Origin of the sequence: Variovorax sp. IB41, assembly GCF_016405905.1 — a bacterium.
Taxonomy (GTDB): domain Bacteria; phylum Pseudomonadota; class Gammaproteobacteria; order Burkholderiales; family Burkholderiaceae_C; genus Variovorax.
Genome location: NZ_JAEFCB010000001.1, coordinates 904,884 through 927,733, shown reverse-complemented (window position 1 = coordinate 927,733; position 22,850 = coordinate 904,884). Strand labels below are relative to the sequence as shown.

Genomic DNA, 22,850 nt, shown 5'->3' with positions numbered 1-22,850 from the left:
GAGGCCTCGACTTTCTGCCATGCGATTTCGGATGGGTAGATGGCAAAATTGCATCCACCGCATTCCCGAATCGAATACACCATGGACACCTTGCGCGCGCTCTCGGCCTTCGTGCACAGCGTCGAACTCGGCAGCCTCTCGGGCGCGGCCCGCGCGCTCGACACCACGCAGCCCACCATCAGCAAGCTGGTCGCGGGACTGGAGCGCTCGCTGGGCGTTCGCCTGCTGCGCCGCGCCGCCACGGGCCTGAGCCTCACCGAGGAAGGCCAGCGCTTTCACGAGCGCGCCCGCCGCGTGCTGGAGGACTACGGCGACGCGGTCGCCGATGCGCGCGAGCAGGTGCAGCAGCCGCAAGGCCTCTTGCGCGTGAGCGCGCCGGTCACCATGGGGCAGCGGCATCTCAACGCGATGGCGGTCGAGTTCCTGCGGCTGTATCCGGACATCGAACTCGAACTGGTGCTCGACGACCGCTTCGTCGATCCGCGCGAGGAGCGCATCGATGTATCGCTGCGCGTCGGCGGCGCATTGCCGCCGGACCTCGTCGCCAAGCACCTCGGCGCATGGCCGCGCGTGCTCGTCGCGTCACCCGGCTACGTGGCCGCGCGCGGCAAGCCCCGCAACCCGAAGGACCTGCTCTCGCACGACTACATCCGCTACGCCGCCGGCGACGACGGCGTGCTGCTGCAAGGCCCGGAAGGCGTGGTGACCGTGCCGGTGCGCAGCCGCTACCGCGTGAACAACGCGGTGGCCATGCTCGACAGCGTGCTCGGCGGCGCCGGCATTTCGCTGCAACCCACGTGGATGGTGGCCGACCACCTGGCCGATGGCCGCCTGGTGCGCGTGCTCGCGCGCCATACCGGCCCGGCGCAGGAGGTGCACCTGCTCTATGCGCCGCGCCGCCACCAGCCGCTGCGCGTGCGCGTGCTGGTGGACTTCCTGGCAGAGCGCGTGGCGCAACTGCCGGGAAGGAGCCCTCGTCAGTTGACGAGCGGCAGGCGCAGGTAGGTGCCGCGCAGCAGCTCCTGGCCCGCGCCGGGCTTGCTCCAGTCGCACACGCCGCTCGGGAAGATCGTCTGCAGCCGGGCGAGATCGGCACCGGCGATCGTCACCGAGTAGTCGGCGGCGTTGACCGGCTTGAGCTGGCACTTGAGCACGTCGTTCACCATCGGCGAGCCGGCCACGAGGCGCGGCGTCGTGAAGCGCGGGTACACCGTGTTGCAGCTGGCCGCGGGGTCCATCGATGCGGGCTCGTCGATGCGCGTGCCGGTCTTGTTCCAGCAGGCGTCGTTGGCGCCCGCGGGCTTGTTGCGCACCACCTTGTCGATCGAGGCGGGCGCTGGGTCGGCCGCCATGTTGTCCAGCCACTTGTTCAGGAGGTCGATCGAGCCGCTCATGTAGTCGTAGCCCGAGGTGGAGCCCAGCGTCCAGATGATCTGGTTGTCGCTGCGCCCGTTGGCGCGCTGCAGGCGGGCGCGGATGATCAGGTCCTGCGTCGTGTCGTGGATGTCGCCCACCGCATCGGCGTTGCCGCGCTGCGAGATGATCGGAATGTTTGCCAGGCCCGGTCCCCTGAAGCCGTTCTTGAAGCCGCCCGCGTAGGTGAGCTTGAGCGCATCGGGGTCGGCCTCGGAGCGCGCGGCCTGCGGATTGCCGTCGCCGTCGTAGCCGCCGACCTTCTCGTTCAGGTCGAGGAATTCCTTCACCGAGATCGCGCCGCTGTTCAGCGCCTTCAGGCCGTACTGCAGGCCGATGTTGTCCAGCGGCCGGCGTGCCTCCTGCGTGCCGGGGCGCTTGCCCAGCAGGTTCACGTTGGTCTGGAACAGGTCGCAGCGGATGCCGGTCGTCTTGGTCGCGCGGTTGAAGACGTTCGCCACGTTGGCCGGCTCGATGAACCCGCAGCCCGCTGCGTTGTCCGACTTGATGATGCTCGCGAAGGCCGCGTCCCATGACAGGCAGGTGTTCGTGTTGAAGCCGTTCACCGCGTTCTGCTTGGCGGGCGTCCAGGCGGCGTCCAGCTTGTAGACGTTGTTGAGCAGCCGGCACTCCATCACCTCGGGCATCAGCGTCTCGGGGAACGACACGATGGGCTGGATGCCGTCCAGCAGCCCCGGGTAGAGCTGCGCGATCAGGTACTGCTGGATCGCGCCGCCCGAGCCGCCGAAGCCGGCGGTCCACTTGGGCACCTCGCCGAATTCCTCGATGACGTGCTCCTTCATCATCATCAGCGTCTCGCCCTGCAGGTGCGGGTTGGCGTGCTGGTTGTTCCAGAGCTCGGTCGAATTCATGAAGGCGAAGCCGCGCGAGAGCTGGATGTGGCCGACGTCGCCCAGGATCGTCTCGATCGGGTGCACGCCCTGGTTGTATTGCGCCGAGCCGCAGCAGTCGAAGTAGGCGACGAGCTTCTTGTTCCACCCCGGGCCGGGCTTCCACGCGGCGGGCGCATCCTTACTGGGGTTGTCGAGCACTGCGAGCCGGTACACGCCGCGGTTGATGGTGCCCGACTCCACGCGCACGATGTAGGGCACCATGGTGCCGTCGTTGGTGGTGGTGGTCACAAGATCTGCCGGGCGCGCGCCGGTGGGGTCCGCGAGCGGCTTGAAGACGTTGGTGTTGGTGCGGTAGTACCAGACCACCTGCGTCGCGGCCGAGCAGTCGGCATCGAGCGCCGCGCCCAGGCCGTTCTGCACCGTGCGGCATTCGTAGGGCGAGATGTGCGGGCCCGAGAGGATCGGCCCGGTGATCGGGTAGTTGACCAGCTTGGCTTCGGTGCGCTGCGCCGCCACGTCGGCGTTGCTCACCACGAGCGTGTTGACGCTGCCGGTGGTGCTGGCCGCATCGGTCGTGAGGCCGGTCACGAGGCCGCGCAGCACGCGCGTCGTGGGGTTGACCACGGGCACCTGCGAGGTCACGTCTTTTCCGTTGAGGCTCACGCGCACCTTGTCGAGCGCGACGCCCACGGGCGCGGTCACTTCGACGAGCGCGTCGCCGCCGCTCACCATGTCGGGTGCCGAAGAGAGCGTCTTGACCTGGAACGCGGCAGGCGTCTGCGTGGCAGGCGGCGGGCTCGCGCCGGGAATGAACGGAAACACCGAGCCGCCATCGGACCCGCCGCCGCAGCCTGCGACGAGCAGCGCGCCGGCCATCGCGATGCCTGCGGCGGCGACCTGGGCACGGGGCCACGGAGAAACCCGCTTGTGCGGGCGGCGAGGTGTAGCGAGCATGGATGTCTCCTTCTGTTATGTGTATTGGAAGATTAAGGATGGACGTTCCACGCTGCGGTCGTCGCGACGACACATGAGGCGCCAATCGCTAGAGGTAATCCCTGATTCCGCACCGGCGCCGGCGGCGCATGCGATGGAAGACATGGTCCGGCACTCGCGCTGGGCGGCGGGCCTCTCGCCCGCCGACGTCGAGCATGTGCTCGGCAGCATGCAGGAGCGGCAGTTCGCGCGCGGCGCCTGCATCGCGCGGGCGGGTCAGATGGTCGAGCACTGGATGGGGCTCATCGACGGCTTCGCCAAGATGTCGGTGGCCTCGGAAGACGGGCGCGTCTCCACGCTCACAGGCGTCTCGGCCGGCGTGTGGTTCGGCGAAGGCTCGCTCTTCAAGCACGAGGCGCGCCGCTACGACGTGATGGCGCTGCGGCCCACGCGCGTGGCGCTGATGCCGCGCCGCACCTTCGAATGGCTGCGCGGCACCAGCGTGCCGTTCAACCACTACCTGCAGGATTTGCTGAATGCGCGGCTGAGCCTCTTCATCGGCGCGCTCGCGCACGAGCGGCTGCTCGATACCGATGCGCGCGTCGCCAATTGCCTCGCGAGCCTTTTCAACCCCGACCTGTACCCGGACGCCCCGCGCTTCCTGGAAGTGGGGCAGGTCGAGATCGGCCTTTTGGCCAATGTGTCTCGGCAGCGCGTGAACGTGGCGCTGCAGCGCCTGCAGGCATTGCAGCTCATTCGCCTGGAGAAGCGCGGCCTCACGGTGCTCGACCTGGGCGGGCTGGTCAACTACAAGGCCATCGACACCGGCGTGCCGCCTGTGCGCAGCGCCTGAAGCGCAATCAGCGCGGCATCACGCCACGCGGACTTCGAAGTACGCCTCGTCGGCTTCGCCGAGCGCGCGAAAGCCCGCCGTCTTCGCCGCTTCGTAGGCCTTGGCCCAGCTCGCGGCCAGCGCGATCTCGTCCTTGGTGAGTTCGTCGGCGCTGGATTCGCTCGCGTTCTCGAACGCTTTCAGTGCGGGCTCGACGTTGTCGCCCAGCAGCTTGTCCAGTTCGCGGCGAAAGCGCGTCTCGGCGGTGGCGATGACGTCGTGCGGCGCGTCGGGGAAGTCGATCAGTTTCACGGTGTAGCTCATGGGCCGCGATGCTACGTGATGCGCGTGACCGTGCGTCTCAGCCCGTGCGGTATTCCTTGAGCCGGCCCTCGGCCGCCAAAGGCAGCGTGCGCAGCCGCCGTCCGGTGGCATCGGCGATCGCATTGGCCATCGCCGCCGGCGCAGGCCCTTGTGATGCTTCGCCGGTGCCGAGAAACGGCGCGCCCGGGCGGTCGATGAGGTGCACCTCTACCTTTCGCGGTACCTCGGAAAACCGCATGATCGGGTAGCCACTCCAGTCGTGGCTGCGGATGCGCTGGCTGTCGTACTGCACCTGCTCGAACAACGCCCAGCTGGACGATTGCAGGATGCCGCCCTCGACCTGGTTGCGCACGCCGTCGGGGTTGACCACCTGCCCGCAATCGATGGCCGCCACCGCGCGCTCGATGCGCACCTCGCCGGTCTCGGGCACGATCGAAATTTCGACCGCGAGCGCGAGGTAGCTCATGAGGTTCTTGTACTGCGCGAACGAGAAGCCCACGCCGCGGTGGGGCACGCGCTTGCGTTTCGCATCCCAGCCGAAGCGCTGCGCGGCCAGGTTGACCACATCGCGCGCGCGCGGATCATCGAGGTGCTTGAGCCGGAACGCGACCGGGTCGGCGCCCGCGGCCGCGGCCAGCTCGTCCATGAAGCTCTCGATGGTGAAGACGTTCATGAACGCACCCAGGCCCCGCATCGCCGAGACGCGCACCGGCATGTCGGGCAGGAAGTGGTGCTGCACCTCGTAGTTCGCAAAGTTGTACAGCGGCAGGCTGTTGCGGTCGCCGCCGCCCTCGGGCATCGGGATCGGCTTGGGCGGCGCGGGCACGAAGGGCTTGGCCAGGTACTGCGCGGAGATGAAGCGGCCCGCGTTGTCCAGCCGCTGGTTGTGCGAGTTGCTCCAGATCTCGTACTGCCAGTCGACCACGCGCCCGTCGGCATCGAGCGAGGCCTTCACGTCGGTGACCATCGCGGGGCCGAAGGGCTCCCAGGTGAATTCGTCTTCGCGCATCCACTGCACGCGCACCGGCTTGCCGGGCAGGGCGCGCGCGATGAGCGCGGCCTCGGCGCCCGCATCGTCGGCGGCGTTGTGGCCATAGCAGCCCGAGCCTTCGACGTGGATGCAGCGGATGTCCTCGGGCTTCATCGACAGCAGCTCGGCCAGCGCCGCGCGCATCGGGAACACGCCCTGCGAATGCGTCCAGACGCTGAGCTTGGCGCCCTCGGCGTCGAACTGCGCGACCGCACACGAAGGGCCGATCGATGCGTGCGCGAGATAGGGCTTGGTGAAGCGCGCATGCAGCGTCTTTGCTGAGGGCGCCGCGGTGCCATGCCGGTCGCCGACGTGGATCTCGCGGGCCGGCAGCTTCATCAGCGTCTCGGCGATGGTGGCGGGCGTGGGCAGCGGCGCGGCCTGCGGCTGCCAGCGCGCGGCGCCGGTCAAGGCGCGCATCGCCTGGATGGCCTGCCACTCGTCCTCCGCGACGACTGCGACGAAGCTGCCGTCGCGCACCACCTTCAGAACGCCCGGCATCTTCTCGACGGCTGCGCTGTCGAGCGCCGTGAGCGTGGCGCCGTACGACGGCGGCCGCACGATGCGCGCATGCACCATGCCCGGCAGGCGCATGTCCTGCACGTAGCTCGCGCCGCCCGTGACCTTGCCGGGAATGTCGACGCGGCGCAGCGACTGGCCGATGACGCGGTGCTTCGCAGGCTCGACCAGTTCGGAGCGCGGCTCGGCGCGGCGGTGCAGGTCCAGGCCGCTGACGGCATCGCCGTAGCTCAGGCTGCGCCCGTCGGCCGAAGTGATCTTGCCGTCGCGCGCCGTGAGCTGATCGGCCGCCACGCCGAGCTTGGTAGCTGCCGTACCCAGCAGCAGCGCGCGCACCTGCGCGGCCGCATGCAGGATCGCCGTGCCGCTGTCGGCCGTCGAGTGGCTGCCCGCGGTGTAGCCCTCGTTGGGCGTTGCGCCGGTGTCTGCGGTGACGAGGTGGATGGCCGGCGGCAGCACGCCCAACTGCTCGGCCGCGATCTGGATGAACGCGGTGCGGATGCCCGTGCCGAGTTCGGCCTTGCCGGTGAAGACGGTGATCGCGCCTTTCTCGTCGATGCGAATCCACGCATCGAGCATCGGCGAGCTGCCGAGGTCGCCCGGCAGCTTGGCCGCGCCGCCATCTACAGCGACGGGTGCGGCGGCCTCTGTGGCTTGCTGCGCCAATGCGGAAGCAGCCGGCCAGAGCGCGAAGCTCACCGTCAGCGAGCCGGCCGCGAGGAAGTGGCGGCGCGACGGACCGCGAACGGTCTCTAAGGGTTGCGCACTCATGCGGCCGCTCCCTTGCGCGCCATCGTCTGCGAGGCCTGCACGATCGCCGCGACGATGCGCATGTGCGTGCCGCATCGGCAGAGGTTGGGCTGCATGTGGCGGCGGATTTCTTCCTCGTTCGCACCGGGCTGCTCGTCGAGCAGCGCCTGCGCGCGCATCACCATGCCCGCGATGCAGTAGCCGCACTGCGCGCCCTGCTGGTCCATGAAGGCCCTCTGGATCGGCGCGGGCTTCTCGGCGCTGCCCAGACCTTCGATGGTGCGCACCGCGCGCTTGCCCACGGCCGACACCGGCATGAGGCACGAGAACACCGGGCGCTTGTCGACGATGACGGTGCAGGCGCCGCATTGGCCCAGGCCGCAGCCGTACTTCGCGCCGTTGAGCTTCAGGTGGTTGCGCAGCGCGTAGAGCAGCGGCATCGAGGGGTCGATGTCCAGCGCGTGGTCGGTGCCGTTGACGGTCAGGGTGATCATTTCGGCGATGCCTCGTTGCGGATGTGGGCGACGTCCTTCTCCAGGTCGGGCCAGGGCGGCCGCTTCGTGGAACTGGCGCGCACGTAGGTCAGGACTTCGGCGATCTGCGCATCGCTCAGTGCGTCGGCGAAGGGCGGCATGAAATGCGCCGCCGTGGAGCCGTTCCATGGATTGCCGCCGAGCACGGTGCGGATCGCGTTGCGCGCGCTGTCGGCGTTGATGGCCGTGCTCAGGGCCAGCGAAGGCCGCTCGCCGATCGTGCCCATCGGGGCGGTGGCGGCGTGGCAGCCGGCGCACGCACCGGCGAACAGGGCTGCGCCGCTGTCGACGCGCTGGCCTGCCGTGGCGACGGCCGGTGCGGGTGCGGGTGTTGTCGATGCGGATGGTGCCGGCGCCTTGGTGTCGAGCGCGAGGATGTACGTCGCGATCGCGCGCACATCGTCCTCGGGCACATCGGCCATGTGCTGAGTCACCGGACGCATCGGGCCGGAGGCGGCGCCGTGTTCGCTCGAAAGGCCGGTGCGCAGGTACGCCGCGAGCTGTTCGCGCGTCCACGGCCTGGGCGACTTCGATGCCAGCGCATTGAGCGGCGGCGCTTCCCAGCCGTCGATCAGGTTGCCGGCGAAGGCCTGGCCGCTTTTCTCGGCGCCGAGCATGTTCATCGGCGTATGGCAGGCCGCGCAGTGCCCCGCGCCTTCGACGAGGTACTGGCCGCGCAGCCATTCGGCGGACTGCGGCGTGGCCGGTGCAGGCAGCGGCCCGCGCTGCAGGAACAGCAGGTTCCATCCCGCCACCAGCGGCCTGAAGCCGAGCGGAAACACGAGCTCGTTTTCCGGCGGCCTGGACTCGGCCGGCGTGCGCGCCATGAGGTACGCATAGAGCGCGCCGACGTCTTCTTGCGTCATCCGCGTGAAGTGCGCGTAGGGAAAGGCCGGATACAGCAGGTGCCCGTCGCGCGAGACGCCCGAGTGCATCGCGCGCTCGAAGGCCGCGAGCGACCAGCTGCCGATGCCGGTGGCCGTGTCGGGCGTGATGTTGGTGCTGTAGATCGTGCCGAAGGGCGTCTTCAGCGGCAGGCCGCCCGCGTAGGGCTTGCCATGTGCGCTGGTGTGGCAGACCATGCAGTCGCCCTGCGCCGCGATGCGTGCGCCTTGCGCGAGCAGCGCGGGGTTGTCGGTCGGTACGGGGCGGTCGGGCAGGGCGTCGATGGACGGCTGCCATGCATAGGCGCCGGCGCCGACGGCCGCAGCCGCGATGACGGCCAGCGTTGCCATCCATAACCTGAATTTCATGCGAGCTCTCGTTGCGCCTCGCGGCGTTGGGGCGCGATCTTACGGATCGAAACCTCGTGTGTTTTCGCCTGCTGCAATAACCAGGCAGCGTGCTCGGATGCTCATTCGGGCCTAACAAAAGCGAAGGGGAAAGGGAAAGCGTTGAGGGGCCGATCAGGTTCCGGCGCGCACAATGGCCTCCCGCTTTTCACTCCGCCTCCAGGCACCGCACGCAGCCGTGAACCTGCACCGCCTCGACCTCGTCTCGCTCTCGCTCTTCAACCTCGTGGTGCGCACCGGCAGCATCAGCAAGGGCGCCGAACTCGCGCACCTGGCGGTGGGTGCGGCCAGCAAGCGCATCTCCGACCTCGAGGCCGCGGTGGGCACCGAACTCTTCGAGCGGCATTCGCGCGGCGTCACGCTCACCGTCGCGGGCGATGCGCTGCGCCGGCATGCGCAGCGCATCCTCAACGACGTCGAGCAGCTCTCGGCCGACCTGTCGGACTACGCCTCGGGCGTGGTGGGCGTGGTGCGCCTGTGGGTCAACACCTCGGCCGTGACGCAGTTCCTGCCGCGCGAGCTCGCAAGCTTCGTGGCCGCCAACCCCGGCATCCGCATCGAGCTCGAGGAGCAGAACAGCAGCGAGATCGTGCTGGCCGTGCTCGACGGCCGCGCCGACGTCGGCATCTTCGCGGACCGCACGCCCACGCTGGGCCTGGACATCGTGAACTACCGCGAAGACCGCCTCGTGCTGGTGGTGCCGCGCGGCCACCCGCTCGCGCGCCGCAAGAGCGTGCGTTTCGAGGAGGCCTGCGACTGCGACTTCGTGAGCCTCTCGGGCGCCACCTCGCTCGCGCAGCGCCTGCAGGCCGCGACCGAGACGCTCGGGCGGCGCCTGAAGCTGCGCATCCAGGTGCGCAGCTTCGATGCGATGTGCCAGATGGTCGCCGCGGGCATGGGCGTGGCGGTGCTGCCGCGCGAGGCGATCCAGCCGCACCTGCGCTCGATGAACCTGCGCGAGATCACGCTCGAGGACGACTGGACCCGCCGTCGCCTGGTGATCGGCCTGCGCGACGCGGGCGCGGTGCCGCGCCACGTGCGAACCCTCATCGACCACCTCTGCGCGGGTTAACCCCTTCCAGCTTTCGCGATCCGCGAAAGCTGGGTGCGTGCCTTTGTCGTTCCCTCCGGAGAGCCCGCTGCTCAGAATCCGGGCATCGGATGCAGCACACCGTCTGCACTCCACCCGGAGACAACACATGGCTTCCATGCTACCCACCCCCACACCAACGCCCAGCGCCCTGCAAGGCGTGCGCGTCATCGAGATGGGCCAGCTCATCGCCGGCCCCTTCGCGGGCAAGACGCTCGGCGAATTCGGCGCCGACGTCGTCAAGATCGAGCCGCCGGGCAGCGGCGACCCGCTGCGCAACTGGCGGCTGATCCAGGAGGGCACCTCGGTCTGGTGGCAGGTGCAGTCGCGCAACAAGCGCTCCATCGCGCTGGACCTGCGCAGCACCGAAGGCCAGGACATCGCGCGCAAGCTCATCGCCGAAGCAGACGTGCTGATCGAGAACTTCCGCCCCGGCACGCTGGAGGGCTGGGGCATGGGCTACGACGTGCTCTCGGCGCTGAACCCCGGCCTCGTGATGCTGCGCATCTCGGGCTACGGACAGACCGGCCCCTACCGCGACCTGCCGGGCTTCGGCGCCATCGGCGAGGCGATGGGCGGGCTGCGCCACCTCACCGGCGAGCCGGGGCAGGTGCCGGTGCGCTGCGGCATCTCCATCGGCGACACGCTGGCCGCGCTGCACGGCACCATCGGCGTGCTCACGGCGCTCTACCACCGCAAGGTGAATGGCGGCAAGGGGCAGGTGATCGACGTCGCGCTCAACGAGGCGGTGTTCAACGTCATGGAGAGCCTCGTGCCCGAGTACAGCGCGTTCGGCGCGGTGCGCGAGCCCGCGGGCAGCGCCTTGCCCGGCATCGCGCCATCGAACGCCTACCGCTGCAGCGACGGCTTCGTCTTGATCGCGGGCAACGGCGACAGCATCTTCAAGCGGCTGATGCAAACCATCGGGCGCGAGGACCTCGGCGCCGATGCGGCGCTGGCCGACAACGCGGGCCGCGTGGCGCGCGTGGAAGAACTCGACAGCGCCATCGAGGCCTGGACGCAGGGGCGCTCGGTGGCCGAGGTGCTCGACGTGCTCGGCGCGGCGCGCGTGCCCGCCGGCAAGGTCTACACCGCCAAGGACATCTGCGAAGACCCGCACTACCGCGCGCGCGGCATGCTGCTGCAACAACGCACGCGCGACGGCCACGACATCGAGGTGCCGGGCGTGGTGCCCAAGCTCATGGGCACGCCGGGCACGGTGCGCTCCTCGGCGCCGGGGCTGGGCGACGACACGGATTCGGTGCTCGACGAACTCGGCTTCACCGCCGATGACATCGCCGCCTTGCGCGGCAGAAAGGTGGTCGCATGAACAACGCAGACAACGCGGTGTGGAACGGCGCCTCGCAGCGCATCAGGATGTACGAAGTCGGCACGCGCGACGGCCTGCAAGCCGAAGCTGCCTTCGTGCCGACACAGGACAAGATCGCCCTGGTCAACGCGCTCTCGCGCGCGGGCATGGCGAAGATCGAGGTCACGGCCTTCGTGTCGCCGAAGGCGATTCCCGCGCTGTCCGATGCGGAGATCGTGCTGCGCGAGATCGAGCGCGTGCCGGGCGTCGTCTACAGCGCGCTCGTGCCCAACGTGCGCGGCGCCGAGCGCGCCATCGATGCGCAGACGGACGAGATGAACCTCGTCATGTCGGCCAGCGAAAGCCACAACCTCGCCAACCTGCGCATGACGCGCGAGCAATCGCTGCGCGGCCTCGCCGAAGTGGCGGCGCTCGCGCGGCAGGCCGGCGTGGCAGTCAACGTGTCGCTCTCGTGCAGCTTCGGCTGCCCGATCGAAGGCGACCTCGCCGAGAGCGACGTGTTCGCATGGTGCGGCCGCTTCATCGACGAGATCGGCGCGACCGGCATCACGCTGTGCGACACCACGGGCATGGCGTATCCAGGTCAAGTGGCAGGCATGGTGCGCGCATTCATCGCGCGCTGGCCCGCCTCCGACCTGACCCTGCACTTCCACAACACGCGCGGCATGGGCTTGGCGAACGTGCTGGCGTCCATCGACGCGGGCGCGCGCTGCTTCGACGCGTCGATCGGCGGCATCGGCGGCTGCCCCTATGCGCCGGGCGCCTCGGGCAACGTGTGCAGCGAGGACATCGCGCACGCGCTGGAACTCATGGGCTACGACACCGGCATCGACGTGCCGGCGCTGCTGGCGGCCGCACGCCGCCTGCCGTCGCTCATCGGTCACGACACGCCGAGCCAGATCGCGAAGGCCGGACGCCGGCTCGACCTGCATCCGGCGCCGGCCGATTTCGAAGCCACGCGTGCGCGGGCCCTGGCGCGCGATCACTGATTTCCCATCGATTTCAACTTCATAGAAACCAGGAGACAACGACATGAAACTGCATCCGAACCCTTCATCCGTGTCACGCCGCAGCGTCTGCGCGTTGACCGCTTTCGCAGCGCTGATCGGCACCGGCGCCCTCGCGCAGACCTATCCCACGCGCCCCGTCACGATGGTCGTGGGCGCCGCGGCCGGCGGCACGACCGACATCGCGGGGCGCATGCTGGCCGATCCGCTGGGCAAGGCGCTGGGCCAGTCGGTCATCGTGGACAACAAGGCGGGCGCGAGCGGCGTGATCGCCGCGGTGCAGGTCAAGCGCGCCGAGCCCGACGGCCAGACGCTGCTCATGCAGTACTCGGGCTACCACGTCATCTCCCCGCACGTCATCAAGCAGAAGCAGTGGGCGCCCGAAGACCTGCGCGCGGTGGCCAACGTGCTGAGCGCGCCGCAGGTGGTGGTGGTGCGCGCGGACGTGCCGGTCAAGAACATGACCGAGCTCATCGCCTACGCCAAGGCGCACCCGGGCAAGCTCACCTTCGCATCGTCGGGCCCCGGCTCGCTGCAGCACGTGACCGGCGCCATGCTCGAGCAGCAGGCCGGCATCCGCATCACGCACATTCCCTACAAGGGCACGGGGCCGGCGCTGCAGGACCTGCTGGGCGGCCAGGTGGACATGACCTTCGGCACGCCGCCGCCGTTCATGCCGTTCATCCAGTCGGGCAAGCTGCGCGCCATCGCCGTCACGGGCAAGACGCGCGTCGCGTCGCTGCCGGGCGTGCCGACGGCCGCGGAAGTGGGCCTGCCGAACCTCGACGCGACCTCGTGGTTCGCGGTGTTCGCGCCGGCCAAGACGCCGCAGCCCGTCATCGACCGGCTCAACGCCGAGATCTCCAAGATCGTGGCGACGCCGGCCTTCCAGCAGAAGGCGGCCGAGCTCGGCGCGACGGCCGACTACATGGATGCGAAGCAGCTCGCCGACTTCAGCAAGGCCGAGTACGTGCGCTGGGGCAAAGTGGTGGAGGCCGCGAAGATCGAGGCGGAGTGATCGACAGGCATCGCCAACCGGACGAAAAAAAGCCCCGCCATGGCGGGGCTTTTTTCATGCGCGATGGCAGCTCACTTCGCAGACAGCAGGATCACCTGTTGCGTCTGATCTCGCTGCAATCGCGTCGCATTGCGCGTGCTCGCAAAGGCGATCACGCCGCCCGAAGTCACGGGCCACGTATTGATGCCCGAACCCTTCAGCAGCGTCCCCGCGTCCCAGCCCACGGGCTTGCGGTAGACCGCCGTCATCACGCGCCAGCGCCAGTCGGCCGAGCGCGAGTCGAACCAGACCACGCGCACCGCGCCGTCGGTGTCCACGCCCAGGCGCGGGCGCTGGCTCATCGTGGTCGGCTCGGCGGCCAGCACGGCCGGTGCCGAGAAGGTCGCGCCGCCGTCGCCCGATACCGCCGCGAGCACCGCGAGGTTCTTGCCGGCCGGCTCCTGCTCCTTGCTTTCCCAGGCGACGACGAGGTCGCCGTTGCCCGCGAACGCCACATCGGGGTGGCGGTCGGCGCGGTCCGTGGCGCCGAGGCTCACGGGCGCAGTCCATGCACCGGCCGCGGCGCGCACCGCGACCTGGATCTGCCAGTCGTCGGGGTTGGAGCCGTCGCCGTAGGCGGCCGCGCCGGTCCACAGCGGGTCCTGGTCGTTGCGGTTGTCCTGCCATGCCACGGCCACGCGGCCATCGGCCGCGACCGTCACGTTCGGCAGCACCGAGGCGGGGTAGTGCGGCGAGCGCGTGTCGTCGAGCACGCCGGCATCGACGGACTTGCCGGCGCGCGAGAGGTTGCGCGGCTGCGCGTCGGTGCCCACTTCCTGCACCAGGATGTCGAAGGGCTGGCCGCTCTGGATTTCCTGCCACGCGACCACCGGCTTGCCGCTGGCTGCGATGGCGAGGTCCGGATGCTCGGCGCGGCCCTCGAGCGAGCGCACCGTTTCGGTCGATGCCCAGGTCATGCCGCCGTCGGCGGAATGGCGCAGGTTGACGACGGGGCGATGCGGCACCTGCACGGTGTCTTCCTCCCACGCCACCCACACGTCGGTGCCGCGCACGGCCACGCGCGGAAAGCGCGCGATGCCCTTGCCGCTCAGCGTGCGGCCGGCGTCGTTCCAGGCACCCTTGGCATCGCGGCGGCGGTAGACGACGGTGCTGCTCGCATCGCCGTGCATCTCGGTGACGGCATGCACCACGCCTTCGGCGGTCACGATGTCGGGGAAGCCCGCGAAATCGCCGCGCGCACCCGCCACGCGCAGGGCCCCGTCGGCCACGCTGTCTTCCTTCGGCACGGCCACTTCCGCCTTCGCCTCGACCGGCGCGGGCGACACGAAGATCGGCGACACGGCCGCCTTCAGCTCCACGACCTGCGCGGCCGGCGGAATCGGCACGTTGAGGCCGCGCACTTCGACGCGGTACCAGTCGGGCTGCGAACCGGCGGTGACGTCCACGCTGTAGGTCTCGTCGTCGCGCGTGGGCTTGAAGGTCTTGAAGGGGCCGGCGCTCTTGCCGGGCATGCGGAACACCAGCACGTCCATGCCCGCGGCGCGCTGCACGTTGATGCGCAGGTGCCCCGCGGTGCCCGCGGGAACGAAGACCTCGTCACCGCTCATGGCCGTGTAGCCGCCGCCCTTGAGGTCGGAGGTCATCGAGACGGCGGGGCCGGTCGGGTTGATCGACAGGCTCGTGTAGCCCGCGCGCATGGCTTCGAGGATGCCGCGCTCGTTGTAGGCCTTGGCCAGCACCTTGGTCACGGGCATGCCGGGGCTGTTGAGGTAGGGCGCGCCCCAGTATTCGCGGAAGTGGTTGTCGCTCGCGCCGGCCACGCCGAATCGGAAGCCCGCGTTCCAGCGGTTCTCGGCGTAGTCCATCTGCTTGTCGGGGCTTTTGGAACGGTTCCACACCTCGACCAGGTTCACGCCCTGCACGCTGGCGTTGATGTTGGGCGAGCCGTCGGCATTCATCTCGCCGTCGTCGGCATGCGCGATCGACCAGATGGCGCCTTGCGCATGCGCATCCCAGATCGATTGCTGCACCAGCGCGAACTGCGCGCGGTCGGGGTGCATCGCGCCCTGCACGACCGAATCCACGCCGCCCAGCGAGATGGCGTGCGGCTTGCCGTTCGCCTCTTCGCCGCGCAGCAGCAGCAGCGACGACGATTCCCACAGCGGGTCGTAGTGCTGGTCGTAGGTGCGGTGGTCGGTGAAGGGCATGAAGTCCAGGCCCGTGCGGCCGGCCTGGCCGATCTGGTCGGCCAGCGAGAGGTTGCCCTTGGCGATGTCGTGGTTCAGCTGGCGCGGCGCGCTGCCGTCGTCGGAGTGGTCGTCGTGCACGTGCGTGTCGCCCTTGAACCAGGTGCCGGTGGGCGCGGCTTTTTCGGCGAGCGAGAACTTCGCGACGACGGTGCGGGCCTCGTCCATCGTGAGCTCGCAGGCATCGGTGGTGCCTTCGCAGGCGCCTTGCCAGCCGGCGAAGACGGAGCCGCGCGCGGCGGTGGCGATGAGCTTGACGCTCGCGCCCGCGGCGTAGTCGGCGCTGCACTGCGTGTCGCAGGCGATGGCGGTGTCCAGCGATTCCACGTCGCCGCTGCCGTCGCCTTGCACGCTCACGGAGGCGGCGTGCTTGGCGCCCGCGTCACCGGAAGGGGGCGGATTGTCCGGCGTCGCCGGGCCGCCGGGATTGCCGGAATTCGGACCCTGCGGGAGCAGCGGAAAGAACGAGCCGCCGCCGTTGCCCGAGCCTCCCCCGCACGAAGCGAGGAAGACCGCGCAGGCCACCACCAGGAAGCGTTTTGAGAATGTTTGAGTCGCCGTCACCGTGAACCTCTGGAATGAAGGCGGCACGCCGCGAGGCGCTGATCGCCCGGGAGATGCCGCCCGAAATGGGAACCAAAGGATGCTGTTTGCGCGTTACACGATTGTGAAAAATACTCAATGAATTCTTCTGAAGTGGCTAAAGAATGTTCAATTCAACACTGTCACCTCCGTCCACCCGATGACTGAAAATCGCGCGATGGACATCGCCTCACTCGAAATCCTCGTGGCCGCCATCGAGGAGAAAAGCCTTTCGCGTGCGGCCGACCGGGTGCACGTCGTCACCTCCGCCGCGAGCAAGCGCATCACCGAACTCGAACGCCAGCTGGGCACGCGCCTCCTGCGCCGCCACGGCCGGGGCGTGGAGGCCACGCCCGCGGGCGCGATGCTCTATCAGCAGGCCAAGGCAATCCTGCGCACGCTCGCGCAGGTGCAGACATCACTCGGCGCGTATTCGGCCAGCGGCGTGCCCAAGATCCGCCTCGTGGCCAATTCGTCGGCGGTGCAGCAGTTCCTGCCTTCGGAGATCAGCAGCTTCTCGCGCAAGGCGCCGGACTCGCGCGTCGATCTGATGGAGGCCTTCAGCTACGACGTGCCACGCATCGTGGCCGACGGCGAGGCGGACATCGGCGTCTATCACGCGGCGCATCCGGCGGCCGGCGTGGTGTCGATGCCCTACCGCACCGACCGCGTCGGCCTCGTCGTGCCGGTGGGCCATGCGCTTTCCCGGCGGGAAACGCTGCGGCTCGAAGACGCGCTCGACTACGACTTCCTCGGCTACTTCCCGCGCCACAGCGTGGAGGAGTTCATGCAGCTCATCGCGCCCGCGCTGACGCGTCCGCTGCGGGTGCGCGCGCAGGTGTCCAACCCCGAGGCCCGGTGCGAGCTGGTGCGGGAGGGCCTGGGCCTGGCAATCGTGCCGGTGGGCATCGCGCGCAACTACGAGGCGCGCATGGGCCTCGTGGTGCTGCCACTCGAAGACGACTGGGCGCACCGGCAGCTGTGGGTGTGCGTCGGCGACCGTGCGGCGCTGTCGCCGGCGGCACAGGAATTTCTCGCGCACCTGGTGTCGGGCGAAGGCCGCGGCGCCTAGGCGCCGGAAAAGGAGCTTTGCCGAATCGTCAAAGCAGGGCGCTCACGCGTTCCTAGACTTCCTGTTCGCCACGATGCCTTTCATGAAGGGCGTCGCCAGACAGAACAAGGAGACGACTTTGAAATTCCCCAGCCTGCAGCGCCGCGCCGTGCTGCGCATGGCCACGGCCGGCACAGCCCTCGCCGGCGCACCGGCCCTCTTCATCGGCACAACCGCACGCGCCGCCGATGCCTTTCCCTCGCGCCCGCTGCGCGTCGTGATTCCGTTCACCGCCGGCGGCGGCACCGACGTGGTCGGCCGCGTGCTCGGCCAGGCGCTCGCGGTCGAACTGGGGCAGCCGGTCGTCATCGACAACCGCGCCGGCGCCGGCACCGTGATCGGCTCGGACATCGTCTCCAAGGCATCCGCCGACGGCTACACGCTACTCCTCACCACCTCGGCGATCGCGATCAACGCCTCGCTCGTGAAGAGCCTGCCCTACGACACCGAGAAGGGCTTCACCGAAGTGGGCCTCATCTGCCACGGCCCCAACGTGCTGGTCACGCGGCCCAACAGCCCCTACAAGACGATTGCCGATGTCGTCAAGGCGGCCAAGGCCAATCCGGGCAAGCTGAACTACGGCTCCTCGGGCAACGGCTCGGCCGTGCACCTGGCCGGCGAGCTGTTCAAGAACATGGCGCAGGTGAACATCACGCACGTGCCCTACCGCGGCGCAGGCCCGGCCTACACGGACCTGCTCGGCGGGCAGATCGACATGGTGTTCGGCACGGCCGGCGGCGTCGCCAAGTTCGTCGAGAGCGGAAAGATGCGCGCGGTGGCGGTGACCTCGCCGCAGCGATCGAGCGCCTACAAGAACGTGCCCACCATCGCCGAGACGATCCCCGGCTACAGCGCGGAGGTCTGGTACGCGATCTTCGCGCCGGGCGGCACGCCGCCCGCAGTGCTCGACCGACTGAACGCCGCGCTGCGCAAGGCGGCCGAGGCGCCGGCGTACCGCGAGCGGCTCGCAAACGAAGGGCTGACCGTGGCCGTCAACTCGCCGCAGGAGATGACGAAGTTCATGCGCGCGGAAGAAGCGCGCTGGCGCAAGGTCGTCACCGACGGCCACATCACGATCGACTGAACGCCGCTGCAAGCAAGGCGACGAATCACATACACAGGAACGACATGGGCACAGGAAGACTGGAAGGCAAGATCGCCATCATCGTGGGCGCGGGGCAGCAACCGGGCGACACGGTGGGCAACGGCCGCGCGACCGCCGAGCGCTTCGCGCAAGAGGGCGCGACGCTGCTGCTGGTGGACATCAACGAAGAATGGGCCGAGAGCACGCGCGATGCCGTCGTCGCCCTGGGCGGCAGCGCCTCGGTGCTGCGCGCGGACATCACGCGCGAGGCCGACTGCGCGGCGATTGCGGCCGCGTGCATCGAGCGCCATGGCCGCATCGACATCCTGCACAACAACGTGGGCCGCTCCAAGGGCGACCGCAAGACGGTCGAGATGGACGCCGACGCGTGGGACGCCATCATGGCGATGAACCTGAAGGGCATGTTCATGACCTGCAAGCACGTGCTGCCGCACATGATCGAGCGGCAGTCGGGCTGCATCGTCAACATCTCCTCGACCTCGTCGCTGGCGGCGCGGCCGAGCATCACCTACAAGACCAGCAAGGGCGCGGTCAACACGATGACCCAGCACATCGCGATGGAGAACGCGCGCCACGGCATCCGCGCCAACGTGATCCTGCCGGGCCTGATCGACACGCCCATGGCCATCGAGCGGCGCGCGCAGGAGCGCGGTGTCTCGCGCGACGTGATCCGCGCCGAGCGCGAGGCGCTGGTGCCGATGGGCCGCATGGGCACGGCGTGGGACGTGGCGAACGCGGCGCTGTTTCTCGCGTCCGACGAGGCGCGCTACATCACGGGCGTGATCCTGCCGGTCGACGGCGGGCTGCTCGAGAAGCGGGGCTGAGCGCGTGGACCTCGGACTTGCCGGGCGCCACGTGCTCGTGACGGGCGCGAGCCGCGGCATCGGCTTCGCGTGCGTGCAGGCTTTTCTGGCCGAAGGCGCGCGCGTGACGATGCTGTCGCGCAACGACACCGCCTTGCGCGCGGCCGCGCTGTCGCTGGAGACGCAAGGCCGCGTCGCATGGCATGCCGCCGACCTGCGCGACCCCGCATCGGCGCTCGCCGCGCTCGATGGGATCGAGGCCGCGTCGGGCCCGCTCGACGTGCTGGTCAACTGCGCCGGCGCCGCCAAGCGCAGGCCGCCGGACGAGCTCGATGCCGCGGCGTGGAGCGACGCGATGCAGGCCAAGTTCTTCAGCTACATCCACGTCATGGCGCCGGCCGTGCAGCGCATGGCCGCGCGCGGCGCGGGCAGCGTGGTCAACATCGTCGGCGCGGGCGGCAAGGTCGCCAATCCGACGCACCTGGCCGGCGGCGCAGCGAATGCCGCGCTGCTGCTCGCGAGCGCCGGCATGGCGGCGGCGTATGCGCGGCAGGGCGTGCGCATCAACGCGCTCAATCCGGGCCAGGTGGCCACCGAGCGGCTGCGCCAGCGGCAGGAAGCCGAAGCGCGACTGGCCGCGCTCGAAGGCCGGCCCGCGCCTGCCGCTCCGGGCGCCATGCTTCCCATCGGCCGGCCCGCCGAGCCGCGCGAGATCGCCGACATGGTGGTCTTTCTCGCCTCGGGCCGCGCGAGCTACGTGACCGGCGCGACCATCGCCATGGACGGCGCGGCCACGCCGATGATCTGAACGCATCCTCTTTTTTCTTCACATCCTCGAACCGAAACCATCATGCGAATCTCTCCCGTCGAACCCGGAAGCCGCCCCGAACTCGCCACGCTCGAAGCGGAAATCGCCAGGCAGCGCGGCCGCGTCTCGCCGCTGTACCAGGTGCTGCTCAACAGCCCTCCGATGGCGCATGGCTGGGAGCAGTTGCTGACGGCCGTGCGCCGCCACAACAGCCTGCCCGAGGCGGCGCGCGAGCTGGTCATCCTGCGCGTGGCGGTGCTCAACCGCGCGCGCTACGAATACGACGCGCACGTGCCGATCGCGCTGCAGGCGGGCGCCTCGCAGGCGGCGGTCAATGCGCTGTCGGACCCGGCGTCCATCGGCCCGGGCCTGTCGGCCGACGAGGCGCTGCTGATCGAGCTCACCGATGCGATGACGAACAGCATCGAGGTGCCCGCCGTCCTCTACCAGCAGGTCAGCGCGCGCTTCACGCCGCAGCAGGTGGTCGATGCGATGGTCACGGTCGGCGCGTACAACATGGTGTCGCGCTTCCTCGTGGCGCTCGAGATCGGGCACTGAACCTCAGTCGGCCTTGGTGCTTCCGTAGTGCTCCAACGCCAGCTCGCGCAGCACCTGCGCGGCCCATCGGCTGGTGCGCGTCGCGGGCCGCGCCTTCGGAATGGCCAGCACGATGCGGTTGCGGATGGCCGGCGCATGAATGGCCGCGCGATGCAGCGGCTGGTCGTAGGTCCAGAGGCGCACGGCGCTCTGCGGCAGCACCGTGTACGACACGCCGCGCGCCACCAGCGACAGCACCGTCTGCACCGAATCGACCTCCGCGACGATCGACAGCGGCATGCCGCGCGGCTTGGTTTCGCGTTCGAGCAACTGGCGCAGCGCGTTGGGGCCGCTGGGCATCACCAGCGGCAGCGCGGCCACGTCGGCCAGCTTCATGCGGCGCGGCAGCGGCGCGGGGCCGATCACGACGAGCGGCTCGCGCGCCAGCGTTTCCTCCTGCATCTGTGGCGAGGGGGGCGGATCGAACAGGATTGCAAGGTCGAGCTTCCCCGCGACCAGCCATTCGCGCAGGCGGATGCTCAGGCCCTCGACCACGCTGATGACCGCATCGGGAAACTTCTCGCGAAAGCGCTCCACCAAGTCGGCCGCGAGCACGTGCGCCACGCGCGGCGGCAGGCCCACCACGACGCGGCCGTGCGGGCTCGCGCGGCGCTCCTGCATGTCGGCGCGCGCCCGCTCGGCCATCTCCAGGATCGCCCGTGCATACGCCAGCAGCGCGAGGCCCGACTCGGTCGCTTCGACCCCGCGGCCCGTGCGAACGAGCAGCGGCTGGCCGGCTTCTTCTTCGAGCAGCAGGATCTGCCGGCTCAGCGCGGGCTGCGACATGTGCAGCGATGCGGCGCCGCGGCTGAAGCTGCCCGCCTCGACGACGGCGACGAAATAGTTGAGGCGCGAGAGGTCCATGGGAAATGCATTTTACGGATAGCTGATATCCGAAAAAAGCAGGACTCGGACCCAAGGCAGCGCCAGACAATTCACCGAGAGACAACGACATGCCAACAACTTTGACCTACAACCCGCGGCCCTCGGCGCCGCACCTGCGGCTGCCGCCGGGCGCATGCGACGCGCATGTGCACATCTTCGGCCCGGCCGCGCAGTTCCCATTTTCCGAATCACTGAACTGGACGCCCGAAGACGCGCCGAAGGAGGCGCTCTTCGCCTTGCACAAGCACCTGGGCATCGACCGCTGCGTGATCGTCCAGTCGCTGGTGCACGGCTTCGACAACCGCGTGATCGAGGATGCGATCGCCGCGGGCGGCGGACGCTACCTGGGCGTGGCGCTGGTACCGCTCGATGTGGCCGATGCCGAGCTCGCGCGCCTGGCCGCGGCGGGCTTTCGCGGCGTGCGTTTCAACTTCATGAAGCACCTGGGCGCCTCATCCAGCGTGGACGACATCGTTGCCTTCACGCACCGGCTCGCGCCACTGGGTATGCACCTGCAGGTGCATTTCGAGAGCAGCCTGGTGCACACGCTGGCCGCGCCGCTCGCGCGCAGTGCGGTGCCGGTGGTCATCGACCACATGGGGCGCGTCGATGCATCGCTCGGCGCGGACCATGCCGACTTCGCGGCACTGCGCGCGCTGCTGCGCAACCCGCTGTTTCGCGTGAAGCTGAGCGGCATCGACCGGATCTCGGCCGGCGCGGACTACGCCGCCGGCATCGCGCTCGCGCACGTGCTGGCCCGCGAGTTCCCCGAGCAATGCCTCTGGGGCAGCGACTGGCCGCACCCCAACCATCACCACGTGCCGGACGACGGCGTGCTTGTCGATGCACTGGCGCAGATCGCGCCGGATGCGGCGCTGCGCGAACAGATCCTGGTGCGCAATCCCCTCGACTTCTACCGGTTCGACGCATGACCACTACAGCAGCAACAGCAGCAGACTTCTTCCAACCCACCGCGCGCCGCCTCGAAGGCAAGGTCGCGCTCGTCACCGGCGCGGGCTCGGTCGGCACCGGCTGGGGCAACGGCCGCGCGATCGCGGTGCGTTTCGCGCAAGAGGGCGCGCAGGTGTTCGGCGTGGACCGCGATGTCGAGCGCATGCGCGAGACCGCCGAGCTCATCGCCAAGGCCGGCGGCGTGTTCGCTGCGGCCGCTTGCGACGTGACGCAGGCCGCATCGATCGAGGCGATGGTCGCGCAGTGCATCGCGCGCTTCGGGCGCATCGACGTGCTGGTCAACAACGTGGGCGGCTCGGCCAAGGGCGGGCCGGTCGAGATGTCCGAGGAGGTGTGGGACGCGCAGGTGAACCACAACTTGAAGAGCGTGTTCCTCACCTGCAAGCACGTGCTGCCGCACATGCTGGCGCAGGGCGGCGGCGCCATCGTCAACCTCGCCTCGACGTCGGCCACGCGCTGGACCGGCTCTGCGCAGATCGCCTACGCCTCCACCAAGGCCGCGGTGATGCAGTTCACGCGCGTGCTCGCGGTGCAGTACGCGGGGCAGGGCATTCGCGTGAACACGGTGGTGCCGGGGCAGTTGCACACGCCGATGGTCGAGACACGGCTGGCCGGGCAGCGCGCAGGCGGCGACGTCCAGGCGCTGCTGAAGGAGCGCCAGGCGCGCATTCCGCTGCCCTTCATGGGCGACGGGCGCGACACCGCCGCGGCGGCGCTCTTTCTCGCCTCGGACGAAGCGCGCTTCGTCACGGGCACCGAGATCGTGGTGGACGGCGGCATGTCCGTGCGCTGCGACTGACATTCCTAAAAAGATCA

20 protein-coding genes are annotated in these 22,850 nt (G+C 69.4%); 13 read left to right on the top strand and 7 right to left on the bottom strand.

From position 1 onward, the window contains the following. The first annotated feature begins 81 nt into the window (after nucleotides 1-81). Complete coding sequence (locus JC881_RS04305) at nucleotides 82-1,005, top strand: LysR family transcriptional regulator (protein ID WP_198784424.1); 924 nt, start codon at nucleotides 82-84, stop codon at nucleotides 1,003-1,005. Here the strand turns inward: JC881_RS04305 and JC881_RS04300 are convergent. Next, on the bottom strand, nucleotides 978-3,221 hold the full coding sequence (locus JC881_RS04300; protein ID WP_198784423.1) for a DUF6351 family protein: 2,244 nt from the start codon (nucleotides 3,219-3,221) through the stop codon (nucleotides 978-980). The two genes, JC881_RS04305 and JC881_RS04300, sit on opposite strands and share 28 nt — an antisense overlap. A gap of 133 nt (nucleotides 3,222-3,354) precedes the next feature. Here JC881_RS04300 and JC881_RS04295 point away from each other — a divergent pair, with 133 nt between their 5' ends. Further along, nucleotides 3,355-4,053, top strand: coding sequence for a Crp/Fnr family transcriptional regulator (locus JC881_RS04295; protein ID WP_233101520.1), 699 nt, complete (start codon nucleotides 3,355-3,357; stop codon nucleotides 4,051-4,053). An 18-nt stretch (nucleotides 4,054-4,071) separates the two neighbouring features. Here the strand turns inward: JC881_RS04295 and JC881_RS04290 are convergent, their stop codons facing one another. The 4 genes from JC881_RS04290 to JC881_RS04275 are packed head-to-tail and all read right to left on the bottom strand — an operon-like array spanning nucleotide 4,072 to nucleotide 8,441. Beyond that, entirely contained in the window at nucleotides 4,072-4,356 is a 285-nt protein-coding gene (locus JC881_RS04290) for a hypothetical protein (protein WP_198784421.1), read from the bottom strand. A 37-nt stretch (nucleotides 4,357-4,393) separates the two neighbouring features. Then, on the bottom strand, nucleotides 4,394-6,676 hold the full coding sequence (locus JC881_RS04285) for a xanthine dehydrogenase family protein molybdopterin-binding subunit (RefSeq protein ID WP_198784420.1): 2,283 nt from the start codon (nucleotides 6,674-6,676) through the stop codon (nucleotides 4,394-4,396). Then, entirely contained in the window at nucleotides 6,673-7,149 is a 477-nt protein-coding gene (locus JC881_RS04280; RefSeq protein ID WP_198784419.1) for a (2Fe-2S)-binding protein, read from the bottom strand. The genes JC881_RS04285 and JC881_RS04280 overlap by 4 nt, the downstream gene beginning before the upstream one ends. Beyond that, the gene (locus tag JC881_RS04275) at nucleotides 7,146-8,441 is read right to left on the bottom strand and encodes a c-type cytochrome (RefSeq protein WP_198784418.1); all 1,296 of its coding nucleotides are present in this window, start codon (nucleotides 8,439-8,441) and stop codon (nucleotides 7,146-7,148) included. Before JC881_RS04275 ends, JC881_RS04280 begins: the two co-directional genes overlap by 4 nt. Nucleotides 8,442-8,658: 217 nt before the next feature. Between JC881_RS04275 and JC881_RS04270 the strand changes: the two genes are divergently transcribed. From JC881_RS04270 to JC881_RS04255, 4 genes are all read left to right on the top strand, one after another. Next, nucleotides 8,659-9,552: a LysR substrate-binding domain-containing protein gene (locus JC881_RS04270; RefSeq protein ID WP_198784417.1), complete on the top strand. Its 894-nt coding sequence runs from the start codon at nucleotides 8,659-8,661 to the stop codon at nucleotides 9,550-9,552. Between the two features lie 127 nt (nucleotides 9,553-9,679). Continuing rightward, entirely contained in the window at nucleotides 9,680-10,900 is a 1,221-nt protein-coding gene (locus JC881_RS04265) for a CaiB/BaiF CoA transferase family protein (protein ID WP_198784416.1), read from the top strand. Beyond that, complete coding sequence (locus JC881_RS04260) at nucleotides 10,897-11,889, top strand: hydroxymethylglutaryl-CoA lyase (protein WP_198784415.1); 993 nt, start codon at nucleotides 10,897-10,899, stop codon at nucleotides 11,887-11,889. Before JC881_RS04265 ends, JC881_RS04260 begins: the two co-directional genes overlap by 4 nt. 43 nt (nucleotides 11,890-11,932) lie before the next feature. Then, a complete protein-coding gene (locus tag JC881_RS04255; RefSeq protein WP_198784414.1) occupies nucleotides 11,933-12,925 on the top strand; it encodes a Bug family tripartite tricarboxylate transporter substrate binding protein in 993 nt (330 codons plus the stop codon). A 71-nt stretch (nucleotides 12,926-12,996) separates the two neighbouring features. Here JC881_RS04255 and JC881_RS04250 read toward each other — a convergent pair whose 3' ends face one another. Continuing rightward, a complete protein-coding gene (locus JC881_RS04250) occupies nucleotides 12,997-15,528 on the bottom strand; it encodes a CehA/McbA family metallohydrolase (RefSeq protein ID WP_332875190.1) in 2,532 nt (843 codons plus the stop codon). 403 nt (nucleotides 15,529-15,931) lie between these two features. Between JC881_RS04250 and JC881_RS04245 the strand changes: the two genes are divergently transcribed. From JC881_RS04245 to JC881_RS04225, 5 genes are all read left to right on the top strand, one after another. Continuing rightward, nucleotides 15,932-16,825: a LysR family transcriptional regulator gene (locus tag JC881_RS04245; protein WP_198784412.1), complete on the top strand. Its 894-nt coding sequence runs from the start codon at nucleotides 15,932-15,934 to the stop codon at nucleotides 16,823-16,825. A 118-nt stretch (nucleotides 16,826-16,943) separates the two neighbouring features. Next, on the top strand, nucleotides 16,944-17,948 hold the full coding sequence (locus tag JC881_RS04240; protein WP_233101519.1) for a tripartite tricarboxylate transporter substrate binding protein: 1,005 nt from the start codon (nucleotides 16,944-16,946) through the stop codon (nucleotides 17,946-17,948). A 44-nt stretch (nucleotides 17,949-17,992) separates the two neighbouring features. Continuing rightward, nucleotides 17,993-18,793, top strand: coding sequence for an SDR family NAD(P)-dependent oxidoreductase (locus tag JC881_RS04235; RefSeq protein ID WP_198784411.1), 801 nt, complete (start codon nucleotides 17,993-17,995; stop codon nucleotides 18,791-18,793). A gap of 4 nt (nucleotides 18,794-18,797) precedes the next feature. Beyond that, nucleotides 18,798-19,580, top strand: a complete 783-nt coding sequence (locus JC881_RS04230) for an SDR family NAD(P)-dependent oxidoreductase (RefSeq protein ID WP_198784410.1) — start codon at nucleotides 18,798-18,800, stop codon at nucleotides 19,578-19,580. Nucleotides 19,581-19,622: 42 nt separating this feature from the next. Further along, nucleotides 19,623-20,138, top strand: coding sequence for a carboxymuconolactone decarboxylase family protein (locus JC881_RS04225; protein WP_198784409.1), 516 nt, complete (start codon nucleotides 19,623-19,625; stop codon nucleotides 20,136-20,138). A 3-nt stretch (nucleotides 20,139-20,141) separates the two neighbouring features. Here the strand turns inward: JC881_RS04225 and JC881_RS04220 are convergent, their stop codons facing one another. Next, nucleotides 20,142-21,041, bottom strand: coding sequence for a LysR family transcriptional regulator (locus JC881_RS04220; protein ID WP_198784408.1), 900 nt, complete (start codon nucleotides 21,039-21,041; stop codon nucleotides 20,142-20,144). Nucleotides 21,042-21,130: 89 nt separating this feature from the next. On the opposite strand from JC881_RS04220, the gene JC881_RS04215 reads away from it, so the two are divergent. Further along, nucleotides 21,131-21,994 (top strand): amidohydrolase family protein, encoded by an 864-nt coding sequence (locus JC881_RS04215; protein ID WP_198784407.1) that lies wholly within the window; start codon nucleotides 21,131-21,133, stop codon nucleotides 21,992-21,994. Beyond that, on the top strand, nucleotides 21,991-22,833 hold the full coding sequence (locus JC881_RS04210) for an SDR family NAD(P)-dependent oxidoreductase (protein WP_198784406.1): 843 nt from the start codon (nucleotides 21,991-21,993) through the stop codon (nucleotides 22,831-22,833). Before JC881_RS04215 ends, JC881_RS04210 begins: the two co-directional genes overlap by 4 nt. Nucleotides 22,834-22,850: the final 17 nt, after the last annotated feature.